Origin of the sequence: Pseudonocardia sp. (assembly GCF_050250275.1) — a bacterium.
Lineage (GTDB): Bacteria > Actinomycetota > Actinomycetes > Mycobacteriales > Pseudonocardiaceae > Pseudonocardia.
The window spans coordinates 68,820-95,500 of sequence record NZ_JBFWOY010000031.1; the positions used below are offsets into that span (position 1 = coordinate 68,820).

27 protein-coding genes are annotated in these 26,681 nt (G+C 73.8%); 23 read left to right on the forward strand and 4 right to left on the reverse strand.

All coding sequences use genetic code 11. The features are described 5' to 3' along the window. Positions 1-9 precede the first annotated feature (9 nt). Genes hisD through hisB form a run of 3 tightly spaced genes read left to right on the forward strand, consistent with a single transcriptional unit; the run spans position 10 to position 3,061 of the window. Positions 10-1,329, forward strand: coding sequence for a histidinol dehydrogenase (gene hisD, locus AB7F12_RS24585; protein ID WP_428497425.1), 1,320 nt, complete (start codon positions 10-12; stop codon positions 1,327-1,329). After that, entirely contained in the window at positions 1,326-2,462 is a 1,137-nt protein-coding gene (locus AB7F12_RS24590; RefSeq protein ID WP_428497424.1) for a histidinol-phosphate transaminase, read from the forward strand. The genes hisD and AB7F12_RS24590 overlap by 4 nt, the downstream gene beginning before the upstream one ends. Continuing rightward, positions 2,459-3,061, forward strand: coding sequence for an imidazoleglycerol-phosphate dehydratase HisB (gene hisB, locus AB7F12_RS24595; RefSeq protein ID WP_428497423.1), 603 nt, complete (start codon positions 2,459-2,461; stop codon positions 3,059-3,061). The genes AB7F12_RS24590 and hisB overlap by 4 nt, the downstream gene beginning before the upstream one ends. 72 nt (positions 3,062-3,133) lie before the next feature. Here the strand turns inward: hisB and AB7F12_RS24600 are convergent, their stop codons facing one another. Continuing rightward, on the reverse strand, positions 3,134-4,591 hold the full coding sequence (locus tag AB7F12_RS24600) for a matrixin family metalloprotease (RefSeq protein ID WP_428497422.1): 1,458 nt from the start codon (positions 4,589-4,591) through the stop codon (positions 3,134-3,136). A 283-nt stretch (positions 4,592-4,874) separates the two neighbouring features. Between AB7F12_RS24600 and hisH the strand changes: the two genes are divergently transcribed. Then, positions 4,875-5,513, forward strand: a complete 639-nt coding sequence (gene hisH, locus AB7F12_RS24605; RefSeq protein ID WP_428497421.1) for an imidazole glycerol phosphate synthase subunit HisH — start codon at positions 4,875-4,877, stop codon at positions 5,511-5,513. Further along, positions 5,510-5,884: a hypothetical protein gene (locus tag AB7F12_RS24610; RefSeq protein WP_428497420.1), complete on the forward strand. Its 375-nt coding sequence runs from the start codon at positions 5,510-5,512 to the stop codon at positions 5,882-5,884. The genes hisH and AB7F12_RS24610 overlap by 4 nt, the downstream gene beginning before the upstream one ends. 9 nt (positions 5,885-5,893) lie before the next feature. Here AB7F12_RS24610 and AB7F12_RS24615 read toward each other — a convergent pair whose 3' ends face one another. Continuing rightward, positions 5,894-7,321: an amidohydrolase family protein gene (locus AB7F12_RS24615; RefSeq protein ID WP_428497419.1), complete on the reverse strand. Its 1,428-nt coding sequence runs from the start codon at positions 7,319-7,321 to the stop codon at positions 5,894-5,896. Between the two features lie 179 nt (positions 7,322-7,500). Here AB7F12_RS24615 and AB7F12_RS24620 point away from each other — a divergent pair, with 179 nt between their 5' ends. Genes AB7F12_RS24620 through hisI form a run of 6 tightly spaced genes read left to right on the forward strand, consistent with a single transcriptional unit; the run spans position 7,501 to position 12,467 of the window. Next, positions 7,501-8,301 (forward strand): IclR family transcriptional regulator domain-containing protein, encoded by an 801-nt coding sequence (locus AB7F12_RS24620; RefSeq protein ID WP_428497418.1) that lies wholly within the window; start codon positions 7,501-7,503, stop codon positions 8,299-8,301. Positions 8,302-8,328: 27 nt separating this feature from the next. Further along, the gene (locus AB7F12_RS24625; RefSeq protein WP_428497417.1) at positions 8,329-9,507 is read left to right on the forward strand and encodes a CaiB/BaiF CoA transferase family protein; all 1,179 of its coding nucleotides are present in this window, start codon (positions 8,329-8,331) and stop codon (positions 9,505-9,507) included. After that, positions 9,504-10,544: a 5-methyltetrahydropteroyltriglutamate--homocysteine methyltransferase gene (locus AB7F12_RS24630; protein ID WP_428497416.1), complete on the forward strand. Its 1,041-nt coding sequence runs from the start codon at positions 9,504-9,506 to the stop codon at positions 10,542-10,544. Before AB7F12_RS24625 ends, AB7F12_RS24630 begins: the two co-directional genes overlap by 4 nt. A gap of 23 nt (positions 10,545-10,567) precedes the next feature. After that, entirely contained in the window at positions 10,568-11,338 is a 771-nt protein-coding gene (gene priA / locus AB7F12_RS24635) for a bifunctional 1-(5-phosphoribosyl)-5-((5-phosphoribosylamino)methylideneamino)imidazole-4-carboxamide isomerase/phosphoribosylanthranilate isomerase PriA (RefSeq protein WP_428497415.1), read from the forward strand. Further along, complete coding sequence (gene hisF / locus AB7F12_RS24640; RefSeq protein ID WP_428497414.1) at positions 11,338-12,108, forward strand: imidazole glycerol phosphate synthase subunit HisF; 771 nt, start codon at positions 11,338-11,340, stop codon at positions 12,106-12,108. Before priA ends, hisF begins: the two co-directional genes overlap by 1 nt. Before the next feature lie 8 nt (positions 12,109-12,116). Further along, positions 12,117-12,467: a phosphoribosyl-AMP cyclohydrolase gene (gene hisI / locus AB7F12_RS24645; protein ID WP_428497459.1), complete on the forward strand. Its 351-nt coding sequence runs from the start codon at positions 12,117-12,119 to the stop codon at positions 12,465-12,467. Here the strand turns inward: hisI and AB7F12_RS24650 are convergent. Both AB7F12_RS24650 and AB7F12_RS24655 read right to left on the reverse strand, forming a co-directional pair. Beyond that, positions 12,451-13,335, reverse strand: a complete 885-nt coding sequence (locus tag AB7F12_RS24650; protein ID WP_428497413.1) for an oxygenase MpaB family protein — start codon at positions 13,333-13,335, stop codon at positions 12,451-12,453. The two genes, hisI and AB7F12_RS24650, sit on opposite strands and share 17 nt — an antisense overlap. Positions 13,336-13,494: 159 nt before the next feature. Continuing rightward, positions 13,495-14,106, reverse strand: a complete 612-nt coding sequence (locus AB7F12_RS24655; protein ID WP_428497412.1) for a TetR family transcriptional regulator — start codon at positions 14,104-14,106, stop codon at positions 13,495-13,497. Between the two features lie 114 nt (positions 14,107-14,220). On the opposite strand from AB7F12_RS24655, the gene AB7F12_RS24660 reads away from it, so the two are divergent. The 12 genes from AB7F12_RS24660 (at position 14,221) to AB7F12_RS24715 (ending at position 26,537) form a co-directional block, all read left to right on the forward strand. After that, complete coding sequence (locus AB7F12_RS24660) at positions 14,221-15,798, forward strand: anthranilate synthase component I (protein WP_428497411.1); 1,578 nt, start codon at positions 14,221-14,223, stop codon at positions 15,796-15,798. Next, positions 15,795-16,472: a Trp biosynthesis-associated membrane protein gene (locus AB7F12_RS24665; RefSeq protein WP_428497410.1), complete on the forward strand. Its 678-nt coding sequence runs from the start codon at positions 15,795-15,797 to the stop codon at positions 16,470-16,472. The genes AB7F12_RS24660 and AB7F12_RS24665 overlap by 4 nt, the downstream gene beginning before the upstream one ends. Positions 16,473-16,521: 49 nt before the next feature. Then, entirely contained in the window at positions 16,522-17,361 is an 840-nt protein-coding gene (gene trpC, locus AB7F12_RS24670; RefSeq protein WP_428497409.1) for an indole-3-glycerol phosphate synthase TrpC, read from the forward strand. Positions 17,362-17,407: 46 nt separating this feature from the next. Beyond that, positions 17,408-18,706: a tryptophan synthase subunit beta gene (gene trpB, locus AB7F12_RS24675; RefSeq protein ID WP_428497408.1), complete on the forward strand. Its 1,299-nt coding sequence runs from the start codon at positions 17,408-17,410 to the stop codon at positions 18,704-18,706. Next, positions 18,703-19,500: a tryptophan synthase subunit alpha gene (gene trpA / locus AB7F12_RS24680; RefSeq protein ID WP_428497407.1), complete on the forward strand. Its 798-nt coding sequence runs from the start codon at positions 18,703-18,705 to the stop codon at positions 19,498-19,500. The genes trpB and trpA overlap by 4 nt, the downstream gene beginning before the upstream one ends. Before the next feature lie 370 nt (positions 19,501-19,870). Beyond that, positions 19,871-20,866 carry a prolipoprotein diacylglyceryl transferase gene (gene lgt, locus AB7F12_RS24685; RefSeq protein WP_428497458.1) on the forward strand — a complete coding sequence of 332 codons (996 nt, stop codon included), beginning with the start codon at positions 19,871-19,873 and terminating at the stop codon, positions 20,864-20,866. A 5-nt stretch (positions 20,867-20,871) separates the two neighbouring features. Further along, a complete protein-coding gene (locus tag AB7F12_RS24690) occupies positions 20,872-21,513 on the forward strand; it encodes a DUF2461 domain-containing protein (protein ID WP_428497406.1) in 642 nt (213 codons plus the stop codon). 104 nt (positions 21,514-21,617) lie between these two features. After that, a complete protein-coding gene (gene pyk / locus AB7F12_RS24695) occupies positions 21,618-23,036 on the forward strand; it encodes a pyruvate kinase (protein WP_428497405.1) in 1,419 nt (472 codons plus the stop codon). A gap of 28 nt (positions 23,037-23,064) precedes the next feature. After that, positions 23,065-23,979, forward strand: a complete 915-nt coding sequence (locus AB7F12_RS24700; RefSeq protein ID WP_428497404.1) for an acyl-CoA thioesterase — start codon at positions 23,065-23,067, stop codon at positions 23,977-23,979. A 206-nt stretch (positions 23,980-24,185) separates the two neighbouring features. Beyond that, complete coding sequence (locus AB7F12_RS24705) at positions 24,186-24,734, forward strand: OsmC family protein (RefSeq protein WP_428497403.1); 549 nt, start codon at positions 24,186-24,188, stop codon at positions 24,732-24,734. A 4-nt stretch (positions 24,735-24,738) separates the two neighbouring features. Continuing rightward, on the forward strand, positions 24,739-26,043 hold the full coding sequence (locus AB7F12_RS24710; RefSeq protein ID WP_428497402.1) for an O-acetylhomoserine aminocarboxypropyltransferase/cysteine synthase family protein: 1,305 nt from the start codon (positions 24,739-24,741) through the stop codon (positions 26,041-26,043). Next, complete coding sequence (locus AB7F12_RS24715; protein WP_428497401.1) at positions 26,040-26,537, forward strand: CoA-binding protein; 498 nt, start codon at positions 26,040-26,042, stop codon at positions 26,535-26,537. Before AB7F12_RS24710 ends, AB7F12_RS24715 begins: the two co-directional genes overlap by 4 nt. The last annotated feature ends 144 nt before the right edge of the window (positions 26,538-26,681 follow it).

Consider the following 26,681-nt stretch of genomic DNA (forward strand, 5'->3'; position numbering starts at 1 on the left):
CTCACACCCATGCTTCGCCGTCTCGACCTGCGCCACGACGCCCTGCCCCGGCCCGCCGTCCTGCGGGGCGTCGTGCCCCGGGCGGCGATCGACGTCGACGCCGCGCTGGAGATCGTCCGGCCGATCGTCGACGCCGTCCGCGAGCGGGGTGTCGAGGCCGCGCTGGAGTACACCGAGCGGTTCGACAAGGTGCGGCCCGCGCGCGTCCGGGTGCCCGCCGCCGCGCTGGCCGAGGCGCTCGACACGCTCGACCCGGCGGTCCGCACCGCGCTGGAGACCTCCATCTCCCGCGCCCGCGCGGTGCACTCCGAGCAGCGCCGACGCGACATCGTCACGCAGGTCGTGCCGGGTGGCACCGTCACCGAGCGGTTCGTGCCCGTCCGCCGCGTCGGGCTCTACGCGCCCGGCGGCCTCGCGGTCTACCCGTCGTCGGTGGTGATGAACGTGGTCCCGGCGCAGGAGGCGGGCGTCGAGGCGCTCGTCGTCGCCTCCCCGCCGCAGGCCGACAACGGTGGCCTGCCGCACCCGACGATCCTCGCCGCCGCGGCGCTCCTGGGCGTCGACGAGGTGTGGGCGGTGGGCGGCGCGCAGTGCGTCGCGCTGCTCGCCCACGGCGGTACCGACACCGACGGGGGAGACCTCGAGCCCGTCGACATGGTCACCGGGCCGGGCAACATCTACCTGACGGCGGCGAAGCGGCTGCTGCGTGGCCTCATCGGGATCGACGCCGAGGCCGGCACCACCGAGATCGCCGTCCTCGCCGACGACACGGCCGACCCGGTGCACGTCGCGGCCGACCTGATCTCCCAGGCCGAGCACGACCCGAACGCCGCGTCGGTGCTGGTCACGACGTCGGAAGAGTTCGCCGACGCCGTCGACGCCGCGCTCGCCCCGATGGTCGGGGCCACCAAGCACACCGAGCGCATCCGCACCGCGCTGTCGGGCCCGCAGTCCGGCACGATCCTCGTCGCGAACCTCGACGACGGCGTCGCGGTCGTCGACGCCTACGCCGCCGAGCACCTCGAGATCCAGACCGTCGACGCGGCGGCCGTCGCCGCGCGGGTCCGCAACGCGGGCGCGATCTTCGTCGGGGCGTGGTCGCCGGTGTCGCTGGGCGACTACTGCGCCGGCTCGAACCACGTGCTGCCGACGGGCGGCTGCGCCCGGCACTCCGGTGGCCTGTCGACGCAGACGTTCCTGCGCGGCATCCACGTCGTCGAGTACACCGAGGACGCGCTGCGCGACGTCGCCGACCAGGTGGTGACGCTCGCCGTCGCCGAGGACCTGCCCGCGCACGGCGAGGCGGTCACGGCTCGGTTCGCGCGATGACCGCGGTGTCGGAAGGAGTCGGAGCGCAGGTCCGGCTCGAGGACCTGCCGCTGCGCGCCGACCTGCGCGGCAAGAGCCCCTACGGCGCGCCGCAGCTCGACGTCCCGGTGCGGCTCAACACCAACGAGAACCCGTACCCGCCGCCGCAGGCCCTCGTCGACGACGTCACCGCCGCGGTCGCCGCGGCCGCAGCCGACCTGCACCGCTACCCCGACCGCGACGCCGTCGGCCTGCGCGCCGACCTCGCCGCGTACCTGAGCGGGCGCACCGGCGTCGCGCTCACCGCGGCCAACGTGTGGGCGGCCAACGGGTCCAACGAGATCCTGCAGCAGATCCTGCAGACCTTCGGCGGGCCGGGCCGCCATGCCGTCGGGTTCGAACCGTCGTACTCGATGCACCCGATCATCGCCTCGGGCACCCAGACCGAGTGGGTGCCCGCGCCCCGGGACGCGACGTTCGGTGTCGACATCGCCGCCGCCCGCACCCTGCTCGCCGGGCGCGCCCCCGACATCACGTTCCTGACCAGCCCGAACAACCCCACCGGTCAGTCGCTCGACCCCGACGAGGTCGCGGCGCTGGTCGACGCGGCACCGGGGATCGTCGTCGTCGACGAGGCCTACGCCGAGTTCTCCGCCCACCCCAGCGCGATCCGGCTGCTCGACACCCACGGCGACAAGCTGATCGTGTCGCGCACCATGAGCAAGGCGTTCGCCTTCGCGGGTGGGCGGCTGGGCTACCTCGCCGCCGCGCCCGCCGTCGTCGACGCGCTGCAGCTGGTCCGGCTGCCCTACCACCTGTCGGTGCTCTCGCAGGCCGCCGCCCGGGCCGCGCTGCGCCACGCCGACGCCACCCTCGCCTCGGTCGCGCTGCTCTCGGCGGAACGTGACCGCGTGATGGCCGCGCTGGCCGCCGCCGGGTTCGCCGTCGTCCCCAGCGACGCCAACTTCGTGCTCTTCGGCCGCTTCGCCGACGCCCCCCGCGCCTGGCGGGCCTTCCTCGACCGCGGCGTGCTGATCCGCGACGTCGGCATCCCCGCGCACCTGCGCGTCACCGTCGGCACGCCGGAGGAGAACGACGCCTTCCTCGCGGCCGCCACCGAGCTCGCCGGCACCGAACTGGAGACCAGCTCATGACCAACCGGGTCGGGCGCGTCGAGCGCGCCACCAAGGAAACCAAGATCACCGTCGAGATCGACCTCGACGGCACCGGTACCGCCGACGTGAACACCGGCGTGCCGTTCTTCGACCACATGCTCGACGCCTTCGGCAAGCACGGCGCGTTCGACCTGCGCGTGCACGCCGACGGCGACACCCACATCGACGTCCACCACACCGTCGAGGACACCTCGATCGTGCTGGGCCAGGCCATCCGGGCCGCGCTGGGCGACAAGAAGGGCATCCGCCGCTTCGGCGACTCCTGGATCCCGATGGACGAGGCGCTCGCGCAGTGCGTCGTCGACGTGTCCGGGCGGCCGTACACCGTGCACACCGGCGAGCCGGAGATGATGCGCGGCTTCGTCGTCGGCGGGCACTACCCGACGGTGCTGAACAAGCACGTCTTCGAGTCGCTCGCGTTCCACGGCCACCTCGCGTTGCACGTGCGGGTGCTCGACGGCCGCGACCCGCACCACATCACCGAGGCCGAGTTCAAGGCCGTCGCCCGTGCGCTGCGCGCCGCGACCGAGCCCGACCCCCGGATCACCGGCATCGCGTCGACCAAGGGCGCCCTCTGACACCCGATCGCGCGCAACCTCACTGCTGTTTCCGAGCCCGATCACGACCGTGAGGTTGCGCGCGGGGCGTAGTCAGAACTCCGACCACCACAGCGTGTTGTCGCCGGTCACGCCCTTCCACATCATGTAGGTGAGCGTGTCCAGGCTGCCGAGGCCGGGCCCCGTGCTCGTCCCGACGTCGTCGACCTGCAACTGCGGCGAGAACTCGCTGCCGTTGAAGGCACACCAGTAGATGCCGGAGTCGTCCTGGGCTCCCTTCCAGGCGAGCAGGATCCGGTCGAGGTGGGTCGCCGCGGCGGGGCCCTCGCTCGAGCCCGGAGTGATCCGCACGCCACCGCCGGTGTCGAGGCTGTAGTCGTCGGCCTCGACGATCCGTCGTGTCGACCAGAGCTCCTCGGAGCCCTCACCACGGGAGACGTACCAGAGGGTGGAGTCCTCGGGGTCGCGGAAGAACAGGTACAGCCGCCGGCCGAGGACGGCGAGGGCCGGGCCGTGGCTGGACTCGGCATCGGGCACGCGCTGCTGCGGCTGCCAGATCGCGCCCTGCATCGATGCCCAGTAGATGCCGGTGTCGCCCTCGACGCCCTTCCAGGCGGCAACGGTGTCACCGAGGTAGGAGAGGGCGGGCCGTGCGCTGGTGCCGACGTCGGCAATCCGGTGCGGCGTGGTCCAGCCGTCGCCGTCGCCGGGGTTGACGTTCCACCACAGGGTCGAGTCGCCCTCCGCGCCCTTCCACAGCATCAGCAGGCCGGTGGCGGCGGTGCCGTCGCGCAGGGAGTACTGGGCGAGTGCGGGACCGTGGGTCGACGCGGCGCCGGGGACGCGGCGCTGTTCGGTCCAGGAGCCGTTGCGGTAGCGGGAGTGGTAGATCGTCCGGTCGCCCGCGGCGCCGCGCCAGACAGCGCTGAGCTCGCGGTTGCTGCCGCCGAAGCCGGCCGGTCCCGAGGACGCGAGGGCGGGCCGGTCCTCGGTGCCACGGTCGGGCAGTCCCGCCTGCGGTGACCACGGTGCGTAGACGTCGGTGATCGCGTCGCGGCTGTCCTGGTCGATGGTGCGCAGGCGGAGGTTCCAGGGGTACATGACCGACGCGCGGTCCCCGGAGTGGGTCAGCCCGAGTGCGTGACCCATCTCGTGGATCGCGGTGGTGGTCATCGAGCGTTCGGTGAAGTTGCGCGCCGTGGTGAACCGGATCCGGCCTCGGGGCGGGTAGGCGCCGGTGCCCATGACGGTGGGGTCGGCGAAGTCGGGTTCGACGTCGGTTCCGACGAAGCGCGCCCTGATGTCGGGCGGTGGGGTGGCGTTGGTGGGGACGCGGGTCAGCGTGAGGGGTGACCAGGTGCCGGCCCACTGGTCGAATGCGTCGCCGATCAGCTGCACCATGGCCGCGGCCGTGAGCTGGTTGCCGTTGGTGTCGAGGACGACTCCGCCGGAGGTGGACACCGAGTAGGTGAGGGCGGTGTCGGGCCAGCGGCCGGCCGGTGGCCCGTAGGCGCTCGGATGCAGGCCGCTGCTGCCCGGTGGGTCGGTCACCGAGCACCGGGGAGTTCCGATCTCGACGTCCGGGTGCGGTGAGACCATGACATCCCCCTGTCCGGGCGCGGCGGTGATGCCCCGTCCGGCGGAGGATTCGTGCGGGCACGCTCCGTCGTTACCCGGTTGCGGAGAGGCCGGCCGGGCCGCACCACGGATCGGGCGCAACCTCACCGCTGTGTCCGGGCCCGATCACAGCAGTGAGGTTGCGCGCGGATCGTCGGCCGCGGGTCGGCGGGCTCGCGGTGCGGGGGCGCTCGTCGGGTCCGTCTATCCTTGCCGCGTGTCGCGGATCGTCGTGCTGGACTACGGATCGGGCAACCTGCGCTCCGCGGAGCGTGCGTTGCGCCGCGTCGGCGCCGAGGTCACGGTGACCGCGGACGCCGACCTCGCCATGGAGGCCGACGGCCTGGTCGTCCCCGGTGTCGGGGCCTACGCCGCGTGCATGGCGGGGCTGCGCGGCGTCGGCGGCCCCCGGATCATCGAGCGCCGCCTCGCCGGCGGGCGCCCGGTGCTGGGCATCTGCGTCGGCATGCAGGTGTTGTTCGACCGCGGCGTCGAGTGGGGCGAGGAGACCGACGGCTGCGCCCAGTGGCCCGGCACCGTCGAGCGCCTCAAGGCGGACGTGTTGCCGCACATGGGCTGGAACACCCTGAACGTCCCCGAGGGCAGCGTGCTGTTCGCCGGGATGCCCGCCGACACCCGCTTCTACTTCGTCCACTCCTTCGGCGTGCGCCGCTGGGAGCTGGAGGCCTCCGACGTGCTGCGCCCGCCCCTGGTCACCTGGGCCCACCACGGCGAGGACTTCGTCGCCGCCGTCGAGAACGGCGCGCTCGCCGCGACCCAGTTCCACCCCGAGAAGTCGGGCGACGCGGGCGCGACCGTGCTGGAGAACTGGCTGCGCGACGTCGTCGCCCGATGACGACCAGGAAGCGCAAGCCGGCGACGACCCGGTCGACGACGGCCCGGAAGACGACGGCCCGGAAGACGACGGCCCGGAAGACGACAGGGCGCACCACGAGCAGCACCCGCCGCCGCACCACCACGACCCGGAGGCGGACGACGCCCCGGCGCCGCACCTCCACGGCGAGCACCGCCGGTACCGCGGTGGGCGCCGCGGTCGCCGGGGTGCTGGCCGCAGCGCTCGGTGGGCTGGCGTGGTGGGGCTGGGTGCTGCTGATCGTCGTCGGGCTGGCGATCGGGCTGGGCTGGGCGGCGGCCCGGGGCCGCGCGGCCGCGCGCGACGACGAGCCCGGGGCCCCGGCCGAGCCGGAGGCCCCGCCCGCCGCCTGACCCGCTGCCTCAGCGCTGGGAGTGCGTCGCGCTGCTCGCGTAGTCGGTGTAGGTGTACGGGTTGTCGAGCAGGGTCGTCTCCGGCACGTCGGGGTTCATACCCTGCTGCCAGGCCTCCTCGCCGATCGTGGCGCGCAGGTACTCGACGGTCGACTCCACCTCGCGGCGGGCCGCGGCCAGGTCGACCCCGACGAGCTCGTGGGCGTCCTTCACGACGCGCCCGTCCACGACCACGGTGTGCACGTCGCCGCGCTGGGCCTGGAACGCGATGTGCCCGTGCGGGTTGAGCAGCGGGAACGACACCGGGGACCGGTCGTTCTTGATCAGGACGACGTCGGCCTTCGCGCCGGGTTCGAGGCGGCCGAGGTCGTCGCGGCCCAGGGCCCGCGCCCCGCCGCGGGTGGCCCACTCGACGACCTGGTCGGCGCGCAGCGCCGCGTTGGTGACGGTCTCCCCGCGGGAGTGGGCCTCCATGTGCTCGCGCGAGCGGTCGGCACCCAGGGTGGTGCGCATGGCGGAGAAGAGGTCGCCGCTCCACCACACGCTCGTGTCCATCGACAGCGACACCGGGATGCCGTGGCGGCGCAGCGCCCAGGTGGGCGGGTAGCCCTGCCCGGCGCTCTGCTCGCTCTCCGTCGACACCGACACCGAGCCGCCGGTCGCCGCGATGCGGTGGTAGCTGTCGGCCGAGAGCGTCGCGGCGTGGACGAAGATGCTGCGCTCGTTCAGGAACCCGGCGTCGTGGGCGAGCCGGATGCCGTCGTCGTTGGTGGCGCCCCAGACCCCGGCGTGGGTGGTGGTGGCGACGTCGAGCTCGCGGGCCACCTCGTAGGCGGCCCGTTCGGGGAACTCGGGGTCGCCGGTGACGTCGAAGGCCATCTGGAAGCCGAGCATGTCGTCGGCGGCGTCGCGCAGGTTCGTGGCGAAGGCCCGGAAGTCGCCGGACGTGGCCCACTCCCACGGTGCCTGCTGGATGTTGCCGTAGGCGAGGACGAACCGGCCCGGCACCGAGCGCAGGGCGTCGACGGCCGCCTCGGCGTGCCCGACGCTCTGCAGCCCGTGGGACCAGTCGACGGTCGTGGTGACGCCGGCGTCGATCGACTCGAGGGCGGCGAGCCGGTTCCCGGCGCGGATGTCCTCGGGCCGGAAGTGGCGGCCGTTCTCGAGGTAGTACCAGACGAAGTACTGCGAGAGCGTCCAGTCGGCGCCGTAGCCGCGCATGGCGGTCTGCCACATGTGCCGGTGGGTGTCGATCATGCCGGGCATGACGATGCCGCCGCCTGCGTCGATCTCCCGGGTGCCCGTGGGGACCTCGAGCGCGGGGCCGACGGCGGCGATCCGGTCGTCGACGATCAGGACGTCGGTGTCGGGGAGCACGGAGCGGGCGTCGTCGACGGGGAGGACCGTGCCACTGCGCAGGACGAGCGGACCTGGCATCGTTGCTCCTTCGGTCACCGGTTCGGACGATCGTCCGCTCGACGGACGACACGCGATCCCGAACCCTGGCGGCAGGCCGACGCCACTGTCAAGGCTCCGATCGGACACCGCTCAGCGCGCTGTGTCCGCCTGCCGGACGATCAGCCGCTATGGTGCGCTGGAGAACCGGAGGAGGAGCGATGCCGCGGGGAACCGGACCGGACTTCATCGAGGCGCTGGCCCGCGGCCTCGACGTCATCCGGGCGTTCGGGCCCGGCCGTCCCGTCATGACGCTGGCCGATCTCGCCGCCGCGACGGGCCTGGCCCGACCGACGGTCCGCCGGATCCTGCTGACCCTGATCGAGCTCGGCTACGCCCGCACCGACGGTCCCGGCTACGCCCTGACGCCGCGGGTGCTCGACCTCGGGGTGGCCTACGTCGACTCCTCCGGGTTGTGGGACGTCGCCCGCCCGCACCTGGAACGGCTGGTCGCGCGCACGAACGAGTCCTGCTCGATCGCGCAGCTCGACGGCTCCGACATCGTCTACGTCGCGCGCGTCGCGGTCCCCAAGATCGTGTCGCTGGCCGTGCAGATCGGGACGCGGTTCCCCGCGCTGGCGACGTCGCTGGGCAAGGTGCTGCTCGCCGCGCTGCCGGCGGGGGAGGCTGAGCGGGTGCTGGCCGAGCCCACCCGGTCCGGGCTGACCGCGCGCCGGCAGTTCGACGACCAGGAGCGCGACGAGGTGCTGCGGGAGGTGCGCGCCCGCGGCTGGGCCGCCACCGACGAGCAGCTCGCCGCCGGAATCCGGTCGGTCGCGGCGCCCCTGCGCGACGGGGACGGCCGCGTCGTCGCGGCGATCAACGTCAACGCCCACGCGGCCGAGACGTCGATGGACGTGCTGCTCGAACACCACCTGCCGCTGCTGCTCGCGACCGCGGGCGACATCGGCGCCGACTTCGCCCGGCTCGCGGCGGTGCCGCGCGTGATCGTGGCGTCGTGACCCGAGCGTCGTGAGGATGGAGCCCTGATGGCCGAGACCACCCCGGTACCGCCCGGCCCGCTGCACGGGCTGCTCGTCGCCGACTTCTCCCGGGTTCTCGCGGGCCCGTACGCGACGATGCTGCTGGCCGACATGGGCGCCGACGTCGTGAAGGTCGAGGGACCCGGCGGCGACGAGACCCGCACCTGGACCCCGCCGGTGCGCGACGGCGTGTCCACCTACTATCTGGGGATCAACCGGGGCAAGCGGTCCGTCGCGCTCGACCTGCGCGAGGAGACCGACCTGGCCGTCGCCCGGGAGCTGGCCCACCGCGCGGACGTGGTCATCCAGAACCTGAAACCGGGGGGCATGGCCCGCTTCGGCCTCGACCACGAGTCCGTCCTGGCGGCCAACCCGCGTTCGGTGTACGTCTCGATCAGCGGGTTCGGTGCGGGCGCCGGGGCGAAGGTCCCCGGCTACGACCTCATGGTCCAGGCGATGTCGGGTCTGATGAGCCTCACGGGCGACCCCGACGGTCCGCCCTACCGGGCCGGCATCTCGGTGTTCGACGTGATGGCCGGCAACCACGCCGTCATCGGCATTCTCGCCGCGCTGCGTCACGTCGAGGCGACCGGGCAGGGCCAGCACGTCGAGGTCAACCTGCTGTCGTCGGCGCTGACCGGGCTGGTCAACCACAGCTCCGCATGGGTCGCCGGCGGGGTCGTCCCGTTCCGGATGGGCAACGCGCACCCCAGCGTCTTCCCCTACGAGCCGTTGCCCACCGCCGACGACGACCTCATCGTCGCCGCCGCCAACGACGGCCAGTTCCGCAAGCTGTGCGGGGTACTCGGCATCCCCGAGGTCGCCGACGACCCGCGCTTCGCCCGCAACGCCGACCGCACCGTCAACCGGGAGCAGCTGCGCCCCCTGCTGGTGGAGCGGCTCGCCACCCGCGGCGCCCTGGAGTGGTTCGACCTGCTCGTCGACGCCGGCGTGCCGTGCGGGCCGATCGGCACCATCGACACCGGCTTCGCCATGGCCGAGAAGTTCGGCCTCGACCCCGTCGTCGACGCGGGCGAGGGCGACCGTGCCGTCCCGACGACGCGCCACCCCATCCGCTTCTCCGCGACGCCGGCCCACTACCCGCTGCCGCCGCCGCGCCTCGACGAACACGGCGCCGAGATCCGCTCGTGGCTGGCGGCGCCCGCAACGCAGGAGGACTCGTGACCGCACTTCCGCTGCTGCCCACCTCGCTCGTCGGCAGCTACGTCCAGCCCGAGTGGCTCATCGACCGGGACAAGCTCGCCGGCAGGCTGCCCCCGCGCATCCGGGCGAAGGAGCTGTGGCGGGTCGCCCCGGAGCTGCTCGGCCAGGCCCAGGACGACGCGACCCTGCTCGCGATCCGGGCGCAGGAGCGCGCCGGGCTCGACATCCTCACCGACGGCGAGATCCGTCGCGAGAGCTACTCCAACCACTTCGCGACGGCACTGTCGGGCGTCGACGTCGACAACCCGGGCAGCGCGATCGACCGCACCGGGCACGCCAACCCGGTGCCGCGCATCGTCGGCCCCATCACCCGCCCCGCGCCGATCGAGGTGCGCGACATGGAGTTCCTCCGGGCCGCGACCGACCGCAGCGTCAAGATGACGGTGCCCGGCCCGTTCACGATGAGCCAGCAAGCGCAGAACGACCACTATCCGGACGCCGAGGCGGCCGCGATGGGCTACGCGGCCGCGGTGAACGCCGAGATCCGGGACCTGTTCGCCGCGGGCGCCGACGTCGTCCAGATCGACGAGCCGTACATGCAGGCCCGCCCCGACGCCGCCCGCGCCTACGGCGTCGCCGCGCTGAACGCCGCGCTCGACGGGATCACCGGCACGACGGCCGTGCACATCTGTTTCGGCTACGCGGCGATCGTGCACGAACGTCCCGAGGGCTACTCGTTCCTGCCCGAGCTCGCCGGCTGCAGCGCCGACCAGATCTCGATCGAGACCGCCCAGTCCGGCCTCGACCTGGGCGTGCTGGCCGACCTCGCCGACAAGACGATCATCCTCGGCGTGATCGACCTGTCCGACCCGGGCGTCGAGACCCCGGAGACAGTCGCCGACCGCGGCCGCCGCGCCTTCGCGCACACGAGTCCGGAGCGGATCGTGCTCTCCACCGACTGCGGCCTGAAGTACCTGCCGCGGGCCTCGGCCGAGGGCAAGATGGCCTCCCTCGCGGCCGGTGCGGCGCTGTTGCGGGCGGAGCTCGGAGGGCGCTGAACCGGGCTCGGTAGGCTCGCCGCGTGAGTTTCACGTTGCTTCCTGCCGTCGACGTGGCCGATGGCCAGGCCGTCCGTCTCGTCCAGGGCGAGGCCGGGACCGAGACCGGTTACGGCGACCCGCTCGACGCCGCGCTTGCATGGCAGCGCGACGGCGCCGAGTGGATCCATCTCGTCGACCTCGACGCCGCCTTCGGCCGCGGCTCCAACGCCGAGCTGCTGGCGGGTGTCGTCGGCCGGCTCGACGTGAAGGTGGAGCTGTCGGGCGGGATCCGCGACGACGCGTCGCTGGAGCGCGCGCTGGCCACCGGCTGCGCCCGGGTCAACCTCGGCACCGCCGCGATCGAGAACCCGCAGTGGTGCGCCGCGGCCATCGCGACGCACGGCGACAAGATCGCCGTCGGGCTCGACGTCAAGATCAAGGACGGCCGGCACCGGCTCGCCGCCCGGGGCTGGACCACCGACGGCGGCGACCTCTGGGAGGCCCTCGCCCGCCTCGACGGCGACGGCTGCGCCCGCTACGTCGTCACCGACGTCGGCAAGGACGGCACCCTGAAGGGCCCCAACGTCGACCTGCTGCGCGACGTCGCCGCCGCCACCCCGGCGCCGGTGATCGCCTCCGGCGGCATCGCCGAGGTCTCCGACCTGGTCGCGCTGGCCCAGGCCAGGGCCGACGGCGCGAACATCGAGGGCTCGATCGTCGGCAAGGCGCTCTACGCGGGCCGGTTCACGCTGCCCGAGGCCCTCACCGCGGTCGCCGAGGTCCGGCCGTCGACGGGCCGGGCGGCCGGCTGATGGGCGTCGCCGTCCGCGTCATCCCCTGCCTGGACGTCGACGCCGGCCGGGTCGTGAAGGGTGTCAACTTCGCCGACCTGCGCGACGCGGGCGACCCCGTCGAGATGGCCGCGGTCTACGACGCCGAAGGTGCCGACGAGCTGACGTTCCTCGACGTGACGGCGTCGTCGGGGGAGCGGGCCACGATGCTCGACGTGGTGCGCCGCACCGCCGAGCAGGTGTTCATCCCGCTCACGGTCGGCGGCGGGGTGCGCACGCCGGAGGACATCGACGTCCTGCTGCGCGCGGGTGCCGACAAGGTCGGCATCAACACCGCCGCGATCGCCCGCCCCGAGCTGCTGGGCGAGTGCGCGCGCCGGTTCGGGTCGCAGTGCATCGTGCTGTCCGTGGACGCGCGCCGGGTGAAGGACGGCCCACCCACCGCGTCGGGCTACGAGGTGACGACGCACGGCGGCCGCCGCGGCACCGGCATCGATGCCGTCGAGTGGGCGGCCCGGGGCCAGGAGCTGGGTGTCGGGGAGATCCTGCTCAACTCGATGGACGCCGACGGCACCCGCGCCGGGTTCGACATCGAGATGATCACCCAGGTCCGCAAGGTCGTCGACGTCCCGGTGATCGCGTCCGGCGGCGCCGGGAAGGTCGACGACTTCCTGCCCGCCGTGCGCGCGGGCGCCGACGCGGTGCTCGCCGCGAGCGTCTTCCACTTCGGGACACTGCGCATCTCCGAGGTCAAGGACGGCCTGCGGGCCGGGGCGGTGGAGGTGCGATGACCAGGGTCCTGAACTCCGCACTCGACCCGGCGGTCGCCGCCCGGCTCACGCGCAACGCCGACGGTCTCGTCTGCGCCGTCGTGCAGGCGCACGGCACCGGCGAGGTGCTGATGGTCGCGTGGATGGACGACGAGGCCCTGCACCGCACCCTGACCACCGGCCGCGGGACGTACTGGTCGCGCTCGCGCAAGGAGTACTGGGTCAAGGGCGACACCTCCGGCCACGTCCAGCACGTCCGCGAGGTGCGCCTGGACTGCGACGGCGACGCGGTGCTCGTCGTCGTCGACCAGGAGGGCCCGGCGTGCCACACCGGCACCCGGACCTGCTTCGACTCGGACCTGCTCAGCCCGCCGCGGTAGGTGCCGGCGCGGGCGGGCCCGACGCCATCGCCCACCGGATTCCCGACGTCACCACCCGCCCCCCGACCCGGACCAGGGTGCGGTCCAGGCGCGGGCGGTGGGGCAGGCCCAGCGGCGTGCGCGCCCACTCCGGCAGCAGCCCCACCGCGGCCGCGCCGAGCAGCGCGTACGGCACCCGGGCGACGCCGCGCAGCGGGGGCTCGCGCAGCAGGAAGCGTGCGGTGTCGCGGGCGGCGGCGCCGGCGTCGAGCTCGGGCCGGTACGACTCGATCCGCGCGGCGAGCGCCGCCTCCGACTCGGGCGGGTCGACCACCCCGAGCGCGCGGGCGACGAACGCGGCGTCGGCGACGTAGCCGTCGCGGGCCGCGGCGTCGAGCCGGACCGAGCCGTAGGCCTGGTGTGCGCGCAGGAAGCTGTCGATCTCGGCGATGTGCACCCACTCCAGCAGGTGCGGGTCCGAGGCGGCGTAGGACCGCCCGTCGGGCGCGGTGCCGCGGACGTGGGCGTGGACGCCGCGGATGCGCGTGATCGTCTCCTGGGCCAGCTCGGCGGGGCCGAACGTCGTCGACGCCAGGAAGTAGCTGGTGCGCGCCAACCGCCCCCACGGGTCGCCGCGGAACCCGGAGTGCCCCGCGACCCCGGCCATCGCGAGCGGGTGCAGCGACTGCAGCAGCAGCGCCCGCAGGCCGCCGACGAACATCGCCGCGTCGCCGTGCACGACCCGGATCGGGCGGTCCTCGCCGAACCAGCGCGGCCCGGCGGTGGCGTGGATGCGCGCGCGCCGTCCCGCGCCCTCCGCACCGGCGACCCGTTCGAACAGCCCGGCCGCGAGCCGCGATCTCAGGGCCTCCAGGCCCGGCCTTCCCATGCCCCCATCATGCGTCCGCGCCGATCACCCGGCCACCGCGCCGCGGGCCGTGGGTCCTTCGAGTGACGCTGGTCGCCACGGCGACCAGCGCCACCCCCGAGCCGTGACCGCCACGAGACCGGCGAACACGCCCGAGCCGCCCGGTCGAGCGGACCGGGCTCAGTCGAGCGGGCCGGTCAGGTAGCGCTGCAACGTCGGCGCGACCGCGGTGACGACGTCGTGGTGGGCCGCGGACGCGACCGGTTCCAGGCGCAGCACGTAGCGGATCATGCCGAGCCCGATGATCTGGCTGCCGCACAACGCCGCCCGCAGCTCCGGGCGGTCGGGCGCGACCGGGCGCACGATCCGGTCGGCCAGCGCCGTACCGACGAAGTCGCGCATCATCCGCGCCGCGCTCTCGTGGGAGGCGACGCTGCGGATCAGCGTGCCCAGCGGCGCCCCGCCGGTGGTGTCCCACACGGTGAGGAACGCGCGGACGATCCGCCCGCCCAGCTGGCCGGGGTCGCCGGGCCGCACCTGGTCGAGGATCGTCGAGATGTCGACGGGGAAGTCCAGCGCGGCGATGAACAGCTGCTCCTTGCCGCCGAACCAGTGGTTGACCATCGCGGCGTCGACGCCGGCGCGTTCGGCGATGCGGCGCACGGTGGCGCCCTCGAAACCGCGTTCGGCGAACTCCTCGCGGGCGGCGGCCAGCAGCGGCTCACGGGTGTCCTGGCCCGCCCGGCGACGTCCCCTCCGGCGGGCGGCAGGTCCTGGGATCGCGTCGGCCACACCGACATCCTCCCCGACGCCGGTCCGCCCGGGGAACGTCGGACGGACGGACACGGATCACACGCGTGGCGCAGGGCCCTCGGCCGGTCGTCGGCGGCCTGCGAGAATGGCCGGATGCCGACCGCCACCGCCGCACCGCCCCTGGGCGCGGTCACCCCGACCCGCGAGGAGTTCCGCGAGCTCGCGACCGGGCACCGGGTCATCCCGGTCGCCCGCAGGCTCCTCGCCGACGACGAGACGCCCGTCGGGGTCTACCGCAAGCTCGCCGGCTCCCGATCGGGCACGTTCCTGCTGGAGTCGGCGGAGAACGGCAGGTCGTGGTCGCGATGGTCGTTCGTCGGTGCCCGCAGCGCCGCCGCGCTCACCGCGGTCGACGGCAGGCTGCACTGGACCGGTGAGGTCCCCGCCGGGCTGCCCACCGAGGGCGACCCGCTCGCCGCGCTGCGCACCGTCGTCGAGGAGCTGCACAGCGAGCCGCTGCCCGGGCTGCCCCCGCTGACCGGCGGGATGGTCGGCTACCTGGGCTACGACGTGGTGCGCCGCATGGAACGCATCGGCGACGACCCGACGACGGTCGACGACCTGGGCCTGCCTGAGCTGGTCATGCTGCTGGCCACCGACCTCGCCGCGGTCGACCATCACGAGGGCACCATCACGCTGATCGCCAACGCGATCAACTGGGACAACTCCGACGAGCGCGTCGACGCCGCCTACGACGACGCCGTCGCCCGCCTCGACCGGATGACCGCCGAGCTGGCCGTGCCCGCGGCGTCGACCGTCGGGGTGTACGCGCCCGCCGAGCCGTCGTTCCTGCGCCGGCGCAGCCAGGAGGACCACTGCGCGGCCGTCGAGGTCGCCAAGGAGCAGATCCGGGCGGGCGAGGCGTTCCAGATCGTGGTCTCGCAGCGGTTCGAGATGGACTGCCCGTCCGACCCGCTCGACGTGTACCGGGTGCTGCGGGCCACCAACCCCAGCCCGTACATGTACCTGCTCCACCTCGAGGACGCCTCCGGCGGCACGCCGTTCGCGATCGTCGGGTCGAGCCCCGAGGCGCTGGTGACGGTCCGCGACGGCCGGGCCACCACGCACCCCATCGCGGGCACCCGCTGGCGCGGCGCCACCGAGGAGGAGGACGTCCTGCTGGAGAAGGACCTGCGCTCGGACGAGAAGGAGCGTGCCGAGCACGTCATGCTCGTCGACCTGGGCCGCAACGACCTCGGGCGGGTCTGCGCGGCCGGCAGCGTCAAGGTGCACAACTTCTTCTCCGTCGAGCGCTACAGCCACGTCATGCACCTGGTGTCGACGGTGACCGGCACCCTGCGGCCCGACCGCAACGCCTTCGACGCCGTCGTCGCCTGCTTCCCCGCGGGCACCCTGTCGGGCGCGCCGAAGGTGCGCGCCATGCAGATCATCGAGAAGCTCGAACCGACGCGGCGCGGCCTCTACGGCGGCATCGTCGGCTACCTCGACTTCGCCGGCGACGCGGACACCGCGATCGCGATCCGAACCGCCCTCGTCCGCGACGGCGTCGCCTACGTGCAGGCCGGCGGCGGGATCGTCGCCGACTCCGACCCGGTCGCCGAGGACACCGAGTGCCTCAACAAGGCGCGCGCGGTGCTGTCGGCGGTGGCCACCGCGGCGACGCTGAGCCCCCCGCAGCCGGTGGGGGAGCCGGGGGTCCGGTCGTCGTGACGGTCGCGGAGGCACCCGCGCGGGCGGGACGGCGGCGCCTGCTCGTCGTGTGCGCCGCCCTGGCCGTCGGTGCCCTCGCGACCTGGGGCGGCGCGCGGCCCACATGGTTCTCCGCCACCGTGCCCACGGTGCGTGGCGACGCCCTCGCCGAAGCCACCGGGCTCCAGGTCCAGCCGGTGCCGACGGCGTTGGCGCTGCTCGCGGTCGCGGGCATCGCCGCCACCGTCGCGGTGTCGGGCGTGGCCCGCCGGGTGCTCGGCGGGCTGCTCGCCGTCGGCGCCGCCGCGACGGTCTGGGCGGTCGTCGCGACGCTCGTGTCCCCGCCCGCGCCGGGCCGGCTCGCACAGCTCGCCGGGCTCACCGTCACCCCCGGCGCCGCGGGTGCGGTGTCGGGTACGGCCGCGCCGGTGCTCACCCTCGCGGGGGCGTTGGTCGTCGGCGCCGCCGGTGTCCTGCTCGCGTTGCGCGAGAACGGGATGCCGCGCCTGGGTGCCCGCTACGACGCCCCGGCGGCGCAGCGCCGGCCCCGGCAGGCCGACCCCGACCGCACGGCCTGGGAGGAGCTCGACGCCGGCCGTGACCCGACGGTCGGCCCGGCCGGATCCGCCTCGGAACCCGGGCCGCGCGAGATCGAGGACAGGCCTGGTCGCAGGGGAGGTGAGGGCGCTGTCTAGCATTGCTCCAACGCCTGGAAGGCCCGAACCCGGAAGGGGAGACAGCCCCATGGGCGAGCGCACGAAGCAGACCTCCGGTCCCACCGTCCTCGAGTCGATCGTCGAGGGTGTCCGCGAGGATCTCGCCGTCCGTGAAGCCGCCGTCGACTTCGCCGAGATCAAGCGCCTCTCCGCCGAGGCGCCCCCGGCACGCGACGTGATGGCCGCGATGAACGCACCCGGTGTGGGCGTCATCGCCGAGGTGAAGCGCCGCAGCCCGTCCAAGGGCGACCTGGCGACGATCGGCGACCCGGCCGACCTGGCGCGGCGCTACGAGATCGGCGGTGCACGGGTCATCTCCGTGCTCACCGAGCAGCGCCGGTTCGGCGGCTCGCTCGACGATCTCGACGCGGTCCGCGCCGCCGTCGACATCCCGGTGCTGCGCAAGGACTTCGTCGTCAGCACCTACCAGGTGCACGAGGCCCGCGCCCACGGCGCCGACCTGGTGCTGCTCATCGTCGCGGCGCTGGAGCAGAACGTGCTGGCCTCCCTGTTCGACCGCGTGGAGTCCCTCGGGATGACCGCGCTGGTCGAGGTGCACACCGAGGAGGAGGCCGACCGGGCGCTGGAGATCGGCGCCAAGCTCATCGGGGTCAACGCGCGCAACCTGCACACCCTCGAGGTCGACCGCAGCACGTTCGGCCGGATCGCCCCCGGCCTGCCCAACGACGTGCTGCGGGTCGCCGAGTCGGGTGTGCGCGGCCCTGGTGACCTGCTCACCTACGCCGGCTGGGGGGCCGACGCGGTGCTGGTCGGCGAGGGCCTGGTCACCAGCGGTGACCCCGAGGGCGCCGTGCGCGGCCTCGTCGCGGCGGGCTTCCACCCGTCGTGTTCTCGGATGGTGCGCTGACCCTGCGGGGTCGCGCGCCACGGACGTGTCTGATCGAGGGAGTGCGGTGTCTGCCACCCCGGGCGTGAAGCCCAGCGACGGCGTCGCGAACAGGTCGGGGCACGACCCCGACGAGCGCGGCCACTTCGGCCGCTACGGCGGCCGGTTCGTGCCGGAGGCGCTGGTCGCGGCGCTCGACGAGCTGTCCGCGGCCTATGAGAAGGCCCGTCACGACGAGGAGTTCCTCGGCGAGCTCGACCGGCTGCACCGCGACTACACGGGCCGCCCGTCCCCGCTGACCGACGCCCCCAAGCTCGGTGCCCACGCGGGTGGGGCGCGGATCCTGCTCAAGCGCGAGGACCTCAACCACACCGGCTCGCACAAGATCAACAATGTGCTGGGCCAGGCGCTGCTCACCAAGCGGATGGGCAAGAAGCGCGTCATCGCCGAGACCGGCGCGGGCCAGCACGGCGTCGCCACCGCCACCGCCTGCGCCCTGCTCGACCTCGAGTGCATCGTCTACATGGGTGAGGTCGACACCGCCCGGCAGGCACTCAACGTCGCCCGCATGCGGCTGCTCGGCGCCACCGTCATCCCGGTGAAGACCGGCTCGCGCACCCTCAAGGACGCCATCAACGAGGCGCTGCGCGACTGGGTCACCAACGTCGACTCCACGCACTACCTGCTCGGCACCGTCGCCGGCCCGCACCCGTTCCCGGTGATGGTCCGCGACTTCCACCGGGTCATCGGCATGGAGGCCCGCGAACAGGTCCTCGAGCGCACCGGCGCGCTGCCCGACGCCGTCGTCGCCTGCGTCGGCGGCGGGTCCAACGCCATCGGCATCTTCCACGCGTTCCTCGACGACCCGGCGGTCCGCCTCATCGGTTTCGAACCCGGCGGCGACGGCGTCGAGACCGGCCGCCACGGTGCCACCCTGGCCGAGGGCTCCCCGGGTGCGCTGCACGGCGCGATGTCGTACCTGCTGCAGGACGAGGACGGGCAGACGTCGGAGTCGTACTCGATCTCCGCGGGTCTCGACTACCCGGGTGTGGGCCCCGAGCACGCGCTGCTCAAGGACCTCGGCCGCGCCGAGTACCAGCCCGTCACCGACGCCGAGGCGATGGAGGCGTTCGCGCTGCTGTCGCGGACCGAGGGCATCATCCCGGCCATCGAGTCGGCCCACGCCGTCGCCGGCGCGGTCCGGCTGGGCCGCGAGCTGGGCGAGGGCGCCACCATCCTGGTCAACCTCTCCGGGCGCGGCGACAAGGACGTCGACACCGCCGCGAAGTGGTTCGGCATGGTCACCGACGAGGAGAGCACCGCCGTCGCCGACGGCACCGCCGTCGCCGAGGGAGGCCGGGCATGAGCGTCGCCGACGTGTTCGCCCGCTGCGCCGCCGACAACCGGGGCGCGCTCGTCGGGTACCTGCCCGCCGGGTTCCCGACCGTCGACGACTCGGTCGACCTGATGAACGGCATGGTCGAGGGCGGGTGCGACCTCATCGAGGTCGGCTTCCCCTACTCCGACCCGGTCATGGACGGCCCGACGATCCAGGCCGCCGCCGAGACCGCCCTGCGCAACGGGGTCCGGCTGCGCGACGTCTTCACCGTCGTCGAGCGGGTCACCGCCGCCGGGGGCTCGGCCGTCGTCATGACCTACTTCAACCCGGTGCTGCGCTACGGCGTCGACGCGTTCGCCCGCGACCTGGCCTCCGCCGGCGGGTTGGGCGTCATCACCCCGGACCTGATCCCCGACGAGGCCGACGAGTGGCTCGCCGCCTCGCAGACCCACGGGCTCGACCGGATCTTCCTGGTCGCGCCCTCGTCGACCGAGGAGCGGATCGCCTCGACCGTCGCCGCCTGCACAGGTTTCGTGTACGCGACGTCGATCATGGGAGTCACCGGTGCCCGCGACAGCGTCGCCGACGTCGCCCCCGAGATCGTGGCGCGCACCCGGCCGCACACGTCGTTGCCGATCGGTGTCGGGCTCGGGGTGCGGTCGGCCGCGCAGGCCGAGCAGGTCGCCTCGTTCGCCGACGCCGTGATCGTCGGGTCGGCGTTCGTGACCGCGGCGACCGAGCGCGGCACCGACGGCGTCCGCGACCTGGCGGCCGAGCTGGCCGGCGGCGTCCGCCGCGCCGGCACCCGCACCCCCGCCTGATCCCGCCCGGCCCCCGCGCGCTGCCGCACGATCGTGGCGCGGCCGTCGACGACGCCGAGGTTGCGCCCGAACGGCCGCGCGCAACCTCGGCGCTGTGCCGGGGGCGGTCGAGGACGCTGAGGTTGCGCCCGAACCATCGCGCGCAACCTGAGTGCTGTTGCGGGGCGGATTGGCGACCGTGAGGTTGCGCGCGGGGGTGGCGGGTGCGGCGGGGCGGGCGTGGAGTCGTCGCAGGTCCGGCGCCGCCGCCCGGACGACCGGGACGGACCGGGCGGCAGCAGGTGACGATCCGGTCGCGGCCGGGGGAGGCCGACCCCGCACCGCCGCTGGGCGATAACGTGGCGGCGTGAGCACCACCCTGGCGGCGCTGATGCCGGCGTTCATCCCGAGCCCTGACCGCGGCGTCTGGCACCTCGGCCCGCTCCCGATCCGGGCCTACGCGCTGTGCATCATCGCCGGGATCGTGGTCGCGGTCTGGTGGGGCGAGCGCCGGTTCGCCGCGCGGGGCGGGCGGCCCGGCACGGTCGTCGACGTCGCCGTGTTCGCGGTGCCGTTCGGCCTGGTCGGCGGGCGGCTCTACCACGTCGCGACCGACTGGAAGACCTACTTCGGTCCCGGCGGCAGCCCGATCGATGCCCTCAAGATCTGGCAGGGCGGCCTCGGCATCTGGGGTGCGATCGCGCTCGGCGCGGTCGGTGCCTGGATCGGCTGCCGCCGCCGCGGGGTGCCGCTGCCGTTCTTCGCCGACGCCGTCGCCCCGGGGATCGTGGTCGCGCAGGCGATCGGCCGCCTCGGCAACTACTTCAACCAGGAGCTCTACGGCGGCCCGACCGACATGCCGTGGGGCCTGGAGATCTACAACCGGGTCGACCCGGTGACGGGGCTGTCCGACCCGCTGGGCGGGGTCGCGCTCGACCTGACGCCCATCGCGGTCGTGCAGCCGACGTTCCTCTACGAGCTGTTGTGGAACCTGCTCGTCGCCGTGGTGATCGTGTGGGCCGACCGGCGGTTCCGGCTGGGGCACGGCCGGGTCTTCGGGCTCTACGTGGCCGGATACACGTTGGGGCGCTTCTTCATCGAGCTCATGCGCACCGACCCGGCGACGACGGTGTTCGGCGGCGTCCGCATCAACGTCGTGGTCTCGGCGGTGGTGTTCCTGGCCGCGGTGGCCTACGTCGCGATCGTGCGGGGGCCGCGGGAGACGCTCACGGGGCCTGCCGCGCCCGATCCGGAGGACTCCGGCCCGACGGGTGCGGCGCCCGGTCCGGCCCGCGACGCGGACGTGGGCGGGGACGCTCCCTCGGATGCCGCCGGTGCCGACGACGCCGGGAAGGTCAGGGGCGGCTCGCGGGACGCGGGGGCCTGACCGGGGTGGCCGAGGAGTTCACCGGCTTCGGCGACGGCGCCGTCGAGTTCTACGACGGGCTCGTCGCCGACAACAGCAAGGCGTACTGGAGCGACCAGCGGCCCGTCTACGAGGGCGACGTGCGTGGCCCGATGCTCGCGCTGCTGGCCGAGCTGGAGCCGGAGTTCGGCCAGGGCAAGGTGTTCCGCCCGTACCGTGACGTGCGGTTCTCCGCGGACAAGACGCCGTACAAGACCCACTGCGGCGGGTTCGCGCCGCCGTACTACGTGCAGGTGTCCTCCGAGGGGCTGATGGTCGCCGTCGGCTACTACCGGATGCAGAGCGACCAGGTGGCCCGGTTCCGGACCGCCGTCGACGACGAGCGCCGCGGTGCCGACCTGCGGGCCCGGCTGGAGGCGGCGCAGGAGGCGGGTCTGGAGCGGGGCGGGGAGACGCTGACCCGGGCGCCACGCGGCGTCACCCCGGATCATCCGCGGATCGACCTGTTGCGCCACAAGTCGCTGCACGTGTCGCGGCGCTGGCCGCCCGACGACGTCCTGCACGAGCGCGGCTGCCTCGACCGGGTCGTCGAGGTCTGGCGGGCGGGGCGCCCGCTCGCGGAGTGGCTCGCCGACCACGTCGGCCCGAGCGACCGTCCCCGGCGGTGAGTTCGCCCTGGACATCGGCGGGTCGGGGGTTCGTCGCCGGGTCGACACCGAGCTGTCCGGTTCGGAGTTCCTGATCGGTTCAGTAACGCGATAGGCTCAGCCTCGTGAGCCGTCGAACCAAGATCGTCTGTACCATCGGCCCCGCTACCGCCACGCCGGAGCGGGTACGCGAGCTCGTCGCGGCCGGCATGGACGTCGCCCGGCTCAACTTCAGCCACGGCAGCCGCGAGGACCACAAGCGCGTCTACGAGATGGTCCGTGAGGCCGCCGACGTCGAGGGCCGCGCGGTCGGCATCCTCGCCGACCTGCAGGGGCCGAAGATCCGCCTCGGCCGCTTCGCCGCCGGCCCCACCGAGTGGCACACCGGCGAAGAGGTCCGCATCACCGTCGAGGACGTCGCGGGCACGCACGACCGCGTCTCGACGACCTATGGCGGCCTCGCCGCCGACGCCCGCCCCGGCGACCGGCTGCTGGTGGACGACGGCAAGGTCGGCCTGAAGGTCGTGGCCGTCGAGGGCCTCGACGTGGTCTGCAAGGTCACCGAGGGCGGCCCCGTCAGCGACAACAAGGGCATCTCGCTGCCCGGCATGAACGTGTCCGTGCCCGCGATGAGCGAGAAGGACTGCGCCGACCTCGCGTTCGCGCTCGACCTGCGGGTCGACATCGTGGCGCTGTCGTTCGTGCGCAGCCCGGCCGACATCGACCAGGTCCACCGGATCATGGACGAGCACGGTGGCCGGCTGCCCGTCGTCGCGAAGCTGGAAAAGCCCGAGGCGGTCGACAACCTCGAGGCCATCGTGCTGGCCTTCGACGCGATCATGGTCGCCCGCGGCGACCTGGGCGTCGAGCTGCCGCTGGAGAACGTCCCGCTGGTGCAGAAGCGCGCGATCCAGATCGCGCGGGAGAACGCCAAGCCGGTCATCGTCGCGACGCAGATGCTCGAGTCGATGATCACCAACTCGCGGCCGACCCGCGCCGAGGCCTCCGACGTCGCCAACGCGGTGCTCGACGGCGCCGACGCGGTCATGCTGTCGGGGGAGACGGGCGTCGGCCGCTACCCGATCAAGGCCGTCAGCACGATGGCCCAGATCGTCGAGGCCGTCGAGGCGGGCCCCGCCACGGTGCCCCCGCTCAACCACGTGCCGCGCACCAAGCGGGGCGTGCTGTCCTACGCGGCCCGCGACATCGGCGAGCGGCTGTCGGCGCGGGCGCTGGTGGCGTTCACGCAGTCCGGTGACACGGTGCGCCGCCTCGCCCGGCTGCACACCCGGCTGCCGCTGCTGGCGTTCACCCCGACCCCCGATGTCCGCAGCCAGCTGTCGATGACGTGGGGCGTCGAGACGTTCCTGGTGCCGTTCGTGGAGTCGACCGATGCGATGGTCCGTCAGGTCGACCACGCGATGCTGGCGCTGGAGCGGTTCCAGCCGGGCGACCTCGTCGTGATCGTCGCGGGGTCCCCGCCCGGGACCGTCGGCTCCACCAACTCGATCCGGGTGCACCGGCTCGGCGAGGAAGACATCTGACGCCGCACGGCCGCCGGGGTTTGCGAGGATGCGGCGTGTGACCGCCGCTCCCCGCCGCCCCGACATCGCCGCCGACGGCGCCGAACGCGGGCAGGCCGTGCTCGACGAGCTGGTCGCGCTGCTCGACCTCGACCGGACCGGCCCCGACACCTTCACCGGTGTCAGCCCCGAGAGCCGGCAGTTCCGGGTCTACGGCGGGCAGGTCGCGGGGCAGGCGCTGGTCGCCGCGGGCCGCACCGTGGCGCCGGGGCGCTCGGTGCACTCGCTGCACTCGTACTTCATCCGCGGCGGCGACCCGCGCACCCCCATCGAGTACCGCACCGAACGGATCCGCGACGGCCGCTCCTTCACGACGCGGCGCGTGCTGGCGGTGCAGGGCGGCGAGGCGATCTTCATGCTGTCGGCGTCGTTCCAGGAGCCGCAGGAGGGACTGGTGCACGCGGAGCCGGCGCCCGCCGACGTGCCCGCGCCGGAGTCGTTGCCCGACCTGGGCTCCCGGCGGGCCGCGGGGCACGGCGGTGACTGGCTCGGGCGCGCCGAACGGCCCATCGACATCCGGTTCGTCGACGAGCCCGTCTGGACCGCCGACCGGGTCGCGACGCAGCAGCCGATCCGGGCCTGGCTGCGCGCCGACGGCACCCTGTCCGACGACCCGCTGCTGCACGCCTGCCTGCTGACGTGGGCGTCGGACATGATGCTGCTGAGCTCCGTCGTCGCCCGCCACGACATGAGCGCGACCGCCGTCCAGCTGGCCAGCCTCGACCACGCGATGTGGTTCCACGCCCCGTTCCGCGCCGACGAGTGGCTGCTCTACGAGTGCTGGTCACCGGCCGCCTCCGGTGGCCGGGGACTGGCGACCGGGCGGTTCTTCACCCGCGCCGGCACGATGATCGCGAGCACCGCGCAGGAGGGCCTGGTCCGGCTCCCGCGACACGACACCTGACCGGGTGTCGCGCGCGGGCTGGCCGTGCGCCCTCGCGTGGGGTAGGACTTGGATCATGCCCGGAACGTTGCGCCCGACCGTTCTCGTCCGGCGCCGCCACGTCGACCACGGGCTCGTCGGCACCTGTGCGTGTCCCGGTCGTCGCTGACCCGGCAGGCCGGCGACGGCCGCGTATCGTTCCCGCACCCTTTCCCGCTGGAGTCACCATGCCCGTCGAGACCGATCTGTCCGCCGCCGAGCGCGACGAGACCGTCCGCCGCACCCTCGGCACCGCCACCGCCAAGTTCACGGAGAACCCGGACCGGGCCTCCGCGACCTTCCGTGCCTCGGGGGTGGGCGGCAGCGGGATGCGCACCGACATCCGCATCGGCTCCCACACCCTCGTCATCGACGAGCCGGCCGGCCTCGGCGGAGCCGACGCCGCACCCAGCCCCGTCGAGATCGCGCTGGCGGCGCTGCTGGCCTGCCAGGTCGTCACCTACCGGGTGTGGGCCGCGAAGCTGGGGATCCCGCTCGACGACGTGTCCGTCGACGTCGAGGGCGACCTCGACCGGCGCGGCTTCTTCGGTGTCGACGACGCGGTGCGCGCCGGTTTCACCGACGTGCGGGTCGTCGTCACGCTCTCGGGGCCGGAGAGCGAGGAGCGCTACCAGGAACTGGCGCAGGCCGTCGACGCGCACTGCCCGGTGTTCGACACGTTCCGCAGCCCCATCCCGGTGAGCATCGAGCACCGCGTCGCCACGCAGGCAGGATGAGGCCATGACCGACCAGCAGGAACGCCGCTGGGGCTTCCGCACCCGGGCCGTGCACGCCGGGGCGATCCCCGACTCCGAGACCGGTGCCCGCGCGGTGCCGATCTACCAGTCGACGAGCTTCGTCTTCGAGAACACCACCGACGCCGCGAGCCTGTTCGCGCTGCAGAAGTACGGGCTGATCTACAGCCGCATCGCCAACCCGACCGTCGCGGTGTTCGAGGAGCGGATCGCCTCCCTGGAGGGCGGCCTCGGCGCCGTCGCGACGGCCAGTGGCCAGGCCGCCCAGTTCCTGACGTTCGCGGCGCTGGCCGGGGCCGGCGACCACGTCGTCGCCGCCGCCGGCCTCTACGGCGGCACCGTCACCCAGCTCGACGTCACGATGCGGCGCTTCGGCGTCGACACCACGTTCGTCGCGGGCGGCGACCCGGCCGACTTCGCCGCCGCGATCACCGAGAAGACCCGGTTCGTCTACGCCGAGGCGGTGTCCAACCCGGGTGGGGAGGTCGCCGACATCGCGGGCCTGGCCGACGTCGCGCACGCCGCGGGCCTGCCGCTGATCATCGACGCCACCGTCGCCACGCCCTACCTGTGCCGCCCGATCGAGCACGGCGCCGACATCGTGCTGCACTCGGCGACGAAGTTCATCGGCGGCCACGGCACCACCCTCGGCGGTGTGGTCGTCGAGTCGGGCCGGTTCGACTGGGGCAACGGCAACTTCCCCTCGATGACGACGCCCGTCGCCTCCTACGGCGGCCTCGACTGGTGGGGCAACTTCAAGGAGTTCGGCTTCCTCACCAAGCTGCGCGCCGAACAGCTGCGCGACGTCGGCGCCTCGCTGTCGGCGCACTCGGCGTTCCTGCTGCTGCAGGGTGTGGAGACGCTGCCGCAGCGGATGGACACCCACATGGCCAACGCCCGCGCCGTCGCGGAGTGGCTCGACGCCGACCCGCGGGTGTCGTGGGTGCGGTGGGCCGGGCTGGCGAGCCACCCCGACCACGAGCGGGCCAACCGCTACCTGCCGCAGGGCCCGGGCGCGGTGTTCTCGTTCGGTGTCGTCGGTGGGCGCGCGGCGGGGGAGCGGTTCATCGAGGCCGTCCAACTGTGCAGCCACCTCGCCAACATCGGCGACGCGCGCACACTGGTGCTGCACCCCGCGTCGACGACGCACCAGCAGCTCTCGGCCGACCAGCTGGTCGCCGCCGGTGTCGGGGAGGACCTGATCCGGATCAGCGTCGGCATCGAGGACGCCGACGACATCCTCTGGGACCTCGACCAGGCGCTGGCCGCCGCGGTGAAGGAGAACCGATGAGCACGAACCCGGCGCCGTGGCGCAACCCGACCGCGCCCGAGCGGCGCCGGATCCTCGACACCACCCGCAGCATCGCGATGGTCGGCGCGTCGCCCAACCCGGCGCGGGCCAGCAACTTCGTCGCGACGTACCTGCTGTCGAGCACCCGCTACGACCTGTACTTCGTGAACCCGTTCGCCGACGAGATCCTCGGCCGGCCCGTCTACAAGACGCTGGCCGACCTGCCGGTCGTGCCCGATCTGGTCGAGGTCTTCCGCAAGCCGTCCGACCTGCCGGCGGTGCTCGACGAGACCCTCGCGCTCGGCGACGGGGTGCGGACGTTCTGGCTGCAGTTCGGGCTGTGGGACGCCGACCTGGCGCGCCGGGCCGAGGCGGCGGGCAAGGAGGTCGTCATGGACCTGTGCGTCAAGGTCGAGCACGCCCGCTTCCACGGCGGCCTGCACCTCGCGGGATTCGACACCGGCGTCATCTCGAGCCGCCGCCGCACCGCCTGACCGGTCGACGCGCCCGGGGACGCGCAGCCGGCGGGCGGTCAGGCGTCGCCGGCCGGCGGCGCCACCCGCACGATCCAGAACAGCAACCCGGTCACGAGGATCACGAACCAGATCGGCCTCGCGCGCCGGCGCGCGACCACCCAG

Excerpts from the sequence above, each read along its gene's own strand:
- hisD (WP_428497425.1), top strand. The coding sequence starts at position 10 with ATGCTTCGCCGTCTCGACCTGCGCCACGACGCCCTGCCCCGGCCCGCC.
- AB7F12_RS24590 (WP_428497424.1), top strand. The coding sequence starts at position 1,326 with ATGACCGCGGTGTCGGAAGGAGTCGGAGCGCAGGTCCGGCTCGAGGAC.
- hisB (WP_428497423.1), top strand. The coding sequence starts at position 2,459 with ATGACCAACCGGGTCGGGCGCGTCGAGCGCGCCACCAAGGAAACCAAG.
- AB7F12_RS24610 (WP_428497420.1), top strand. The coding sequence starts at position 5,510 with ATGACGACCAGGAAGCGCAAGCCGGCGACGACCCGGTCGACGACGGCC.
- AB7F12_RS24615 (WP_428497419.1), bottom strand. The coding sequence starts at position 7,321 with ATGCCAGGTCCGCTCGTCCTGCGCAGTGGCACGGTCCTCCCCGTCGAC.
- AB7F12_RS24620 (WP_428497418.1), top strand. The coding sequence starts at position 7,501 with ATGCCGCGGGGAACCGGACCGGACTTCATCGAGGCGCTGGCCCGCGGC.
- AB7F12_RS24625 (WP_428497417.1), top strand. The coding sequence starts at position 8,329 with ATGGCCGAGACCACCCCGGTACCGCCCGGCCCGCTGCACGGGCTGCTC.
- hisF (WP_428497414.1), top strand. The coding sequence starts at position 11,338 with ATGGGCGTCGCCGTCCGCGTCATCCCCTGCCTGGACGTCGACGCCGGC.
- AB7F12_RS24650 (WP_428497413.1), bottom strand. The coding sequence starts at position 13,335 with ATGGGAAGGCCGGGCCTGGAGGCCCTGAGATCGCGGCTCGCGGCCGGG.
- AB7F12_RS24660 (WP_428497411.1), top strand. The coding sequence starts at position 14,221 with ATGCCGACCGCCACCGCCGCACCGCCCCTGGGCGCGGTCACCCCGACC.
- trpC (WP_428497409.1), top strand. The coding sequence starts at position 16,522 with ATGGGCGAGCGCACGAAGCAGACCTCCGGTCCCACCGTCCTCGAGTCG.
- trpA (WP_428497407.1), top strand. The coding sequence starts at position 18,703 with ATGAGCGTCGCCGACGTGTTCGCCCGCTGCGCCGCCGACAACCGGGGC.
- lgt (WP_428497458.1), top strand. The coding sequence starts at position 19,871 with ATGCCGGCGTTCATCCCGAGCCCTGACCGCGGCGTCTGGCACCTCGGC.
- AB7F12_RS24700 (WP_428497404.1), top strand. The coding sequence starts at position 23,065 with ATGCGGCGTGTGACCGCCGCTCCCCGCCGCCCCGACATCGCCGCCGAC.
- AB7F12_RS24705 (WP_428497403.1), top strand. The coding sequence starts at position 24,186 with ATGCCCGTCGAGACCGATCTGTCCGCCGCCGAGCGCGACGAGACCGTC.
- AB7F12_RS24710 (WP_428497402.1), top strand. The coding sequence starts at position 24,739 with ATGACCGACCAGCAGGAACGCCGCTGGGGCTTCCGCACCCGGGCCGTG.
- AB7F12_RS24715 (WP_428497401.1), top strand. The coding sequence starts at position 26,040 with ATGAGCACGAACCCGGCGCCGTGGCGCAACCCGACCGCGCCCGAGCGG.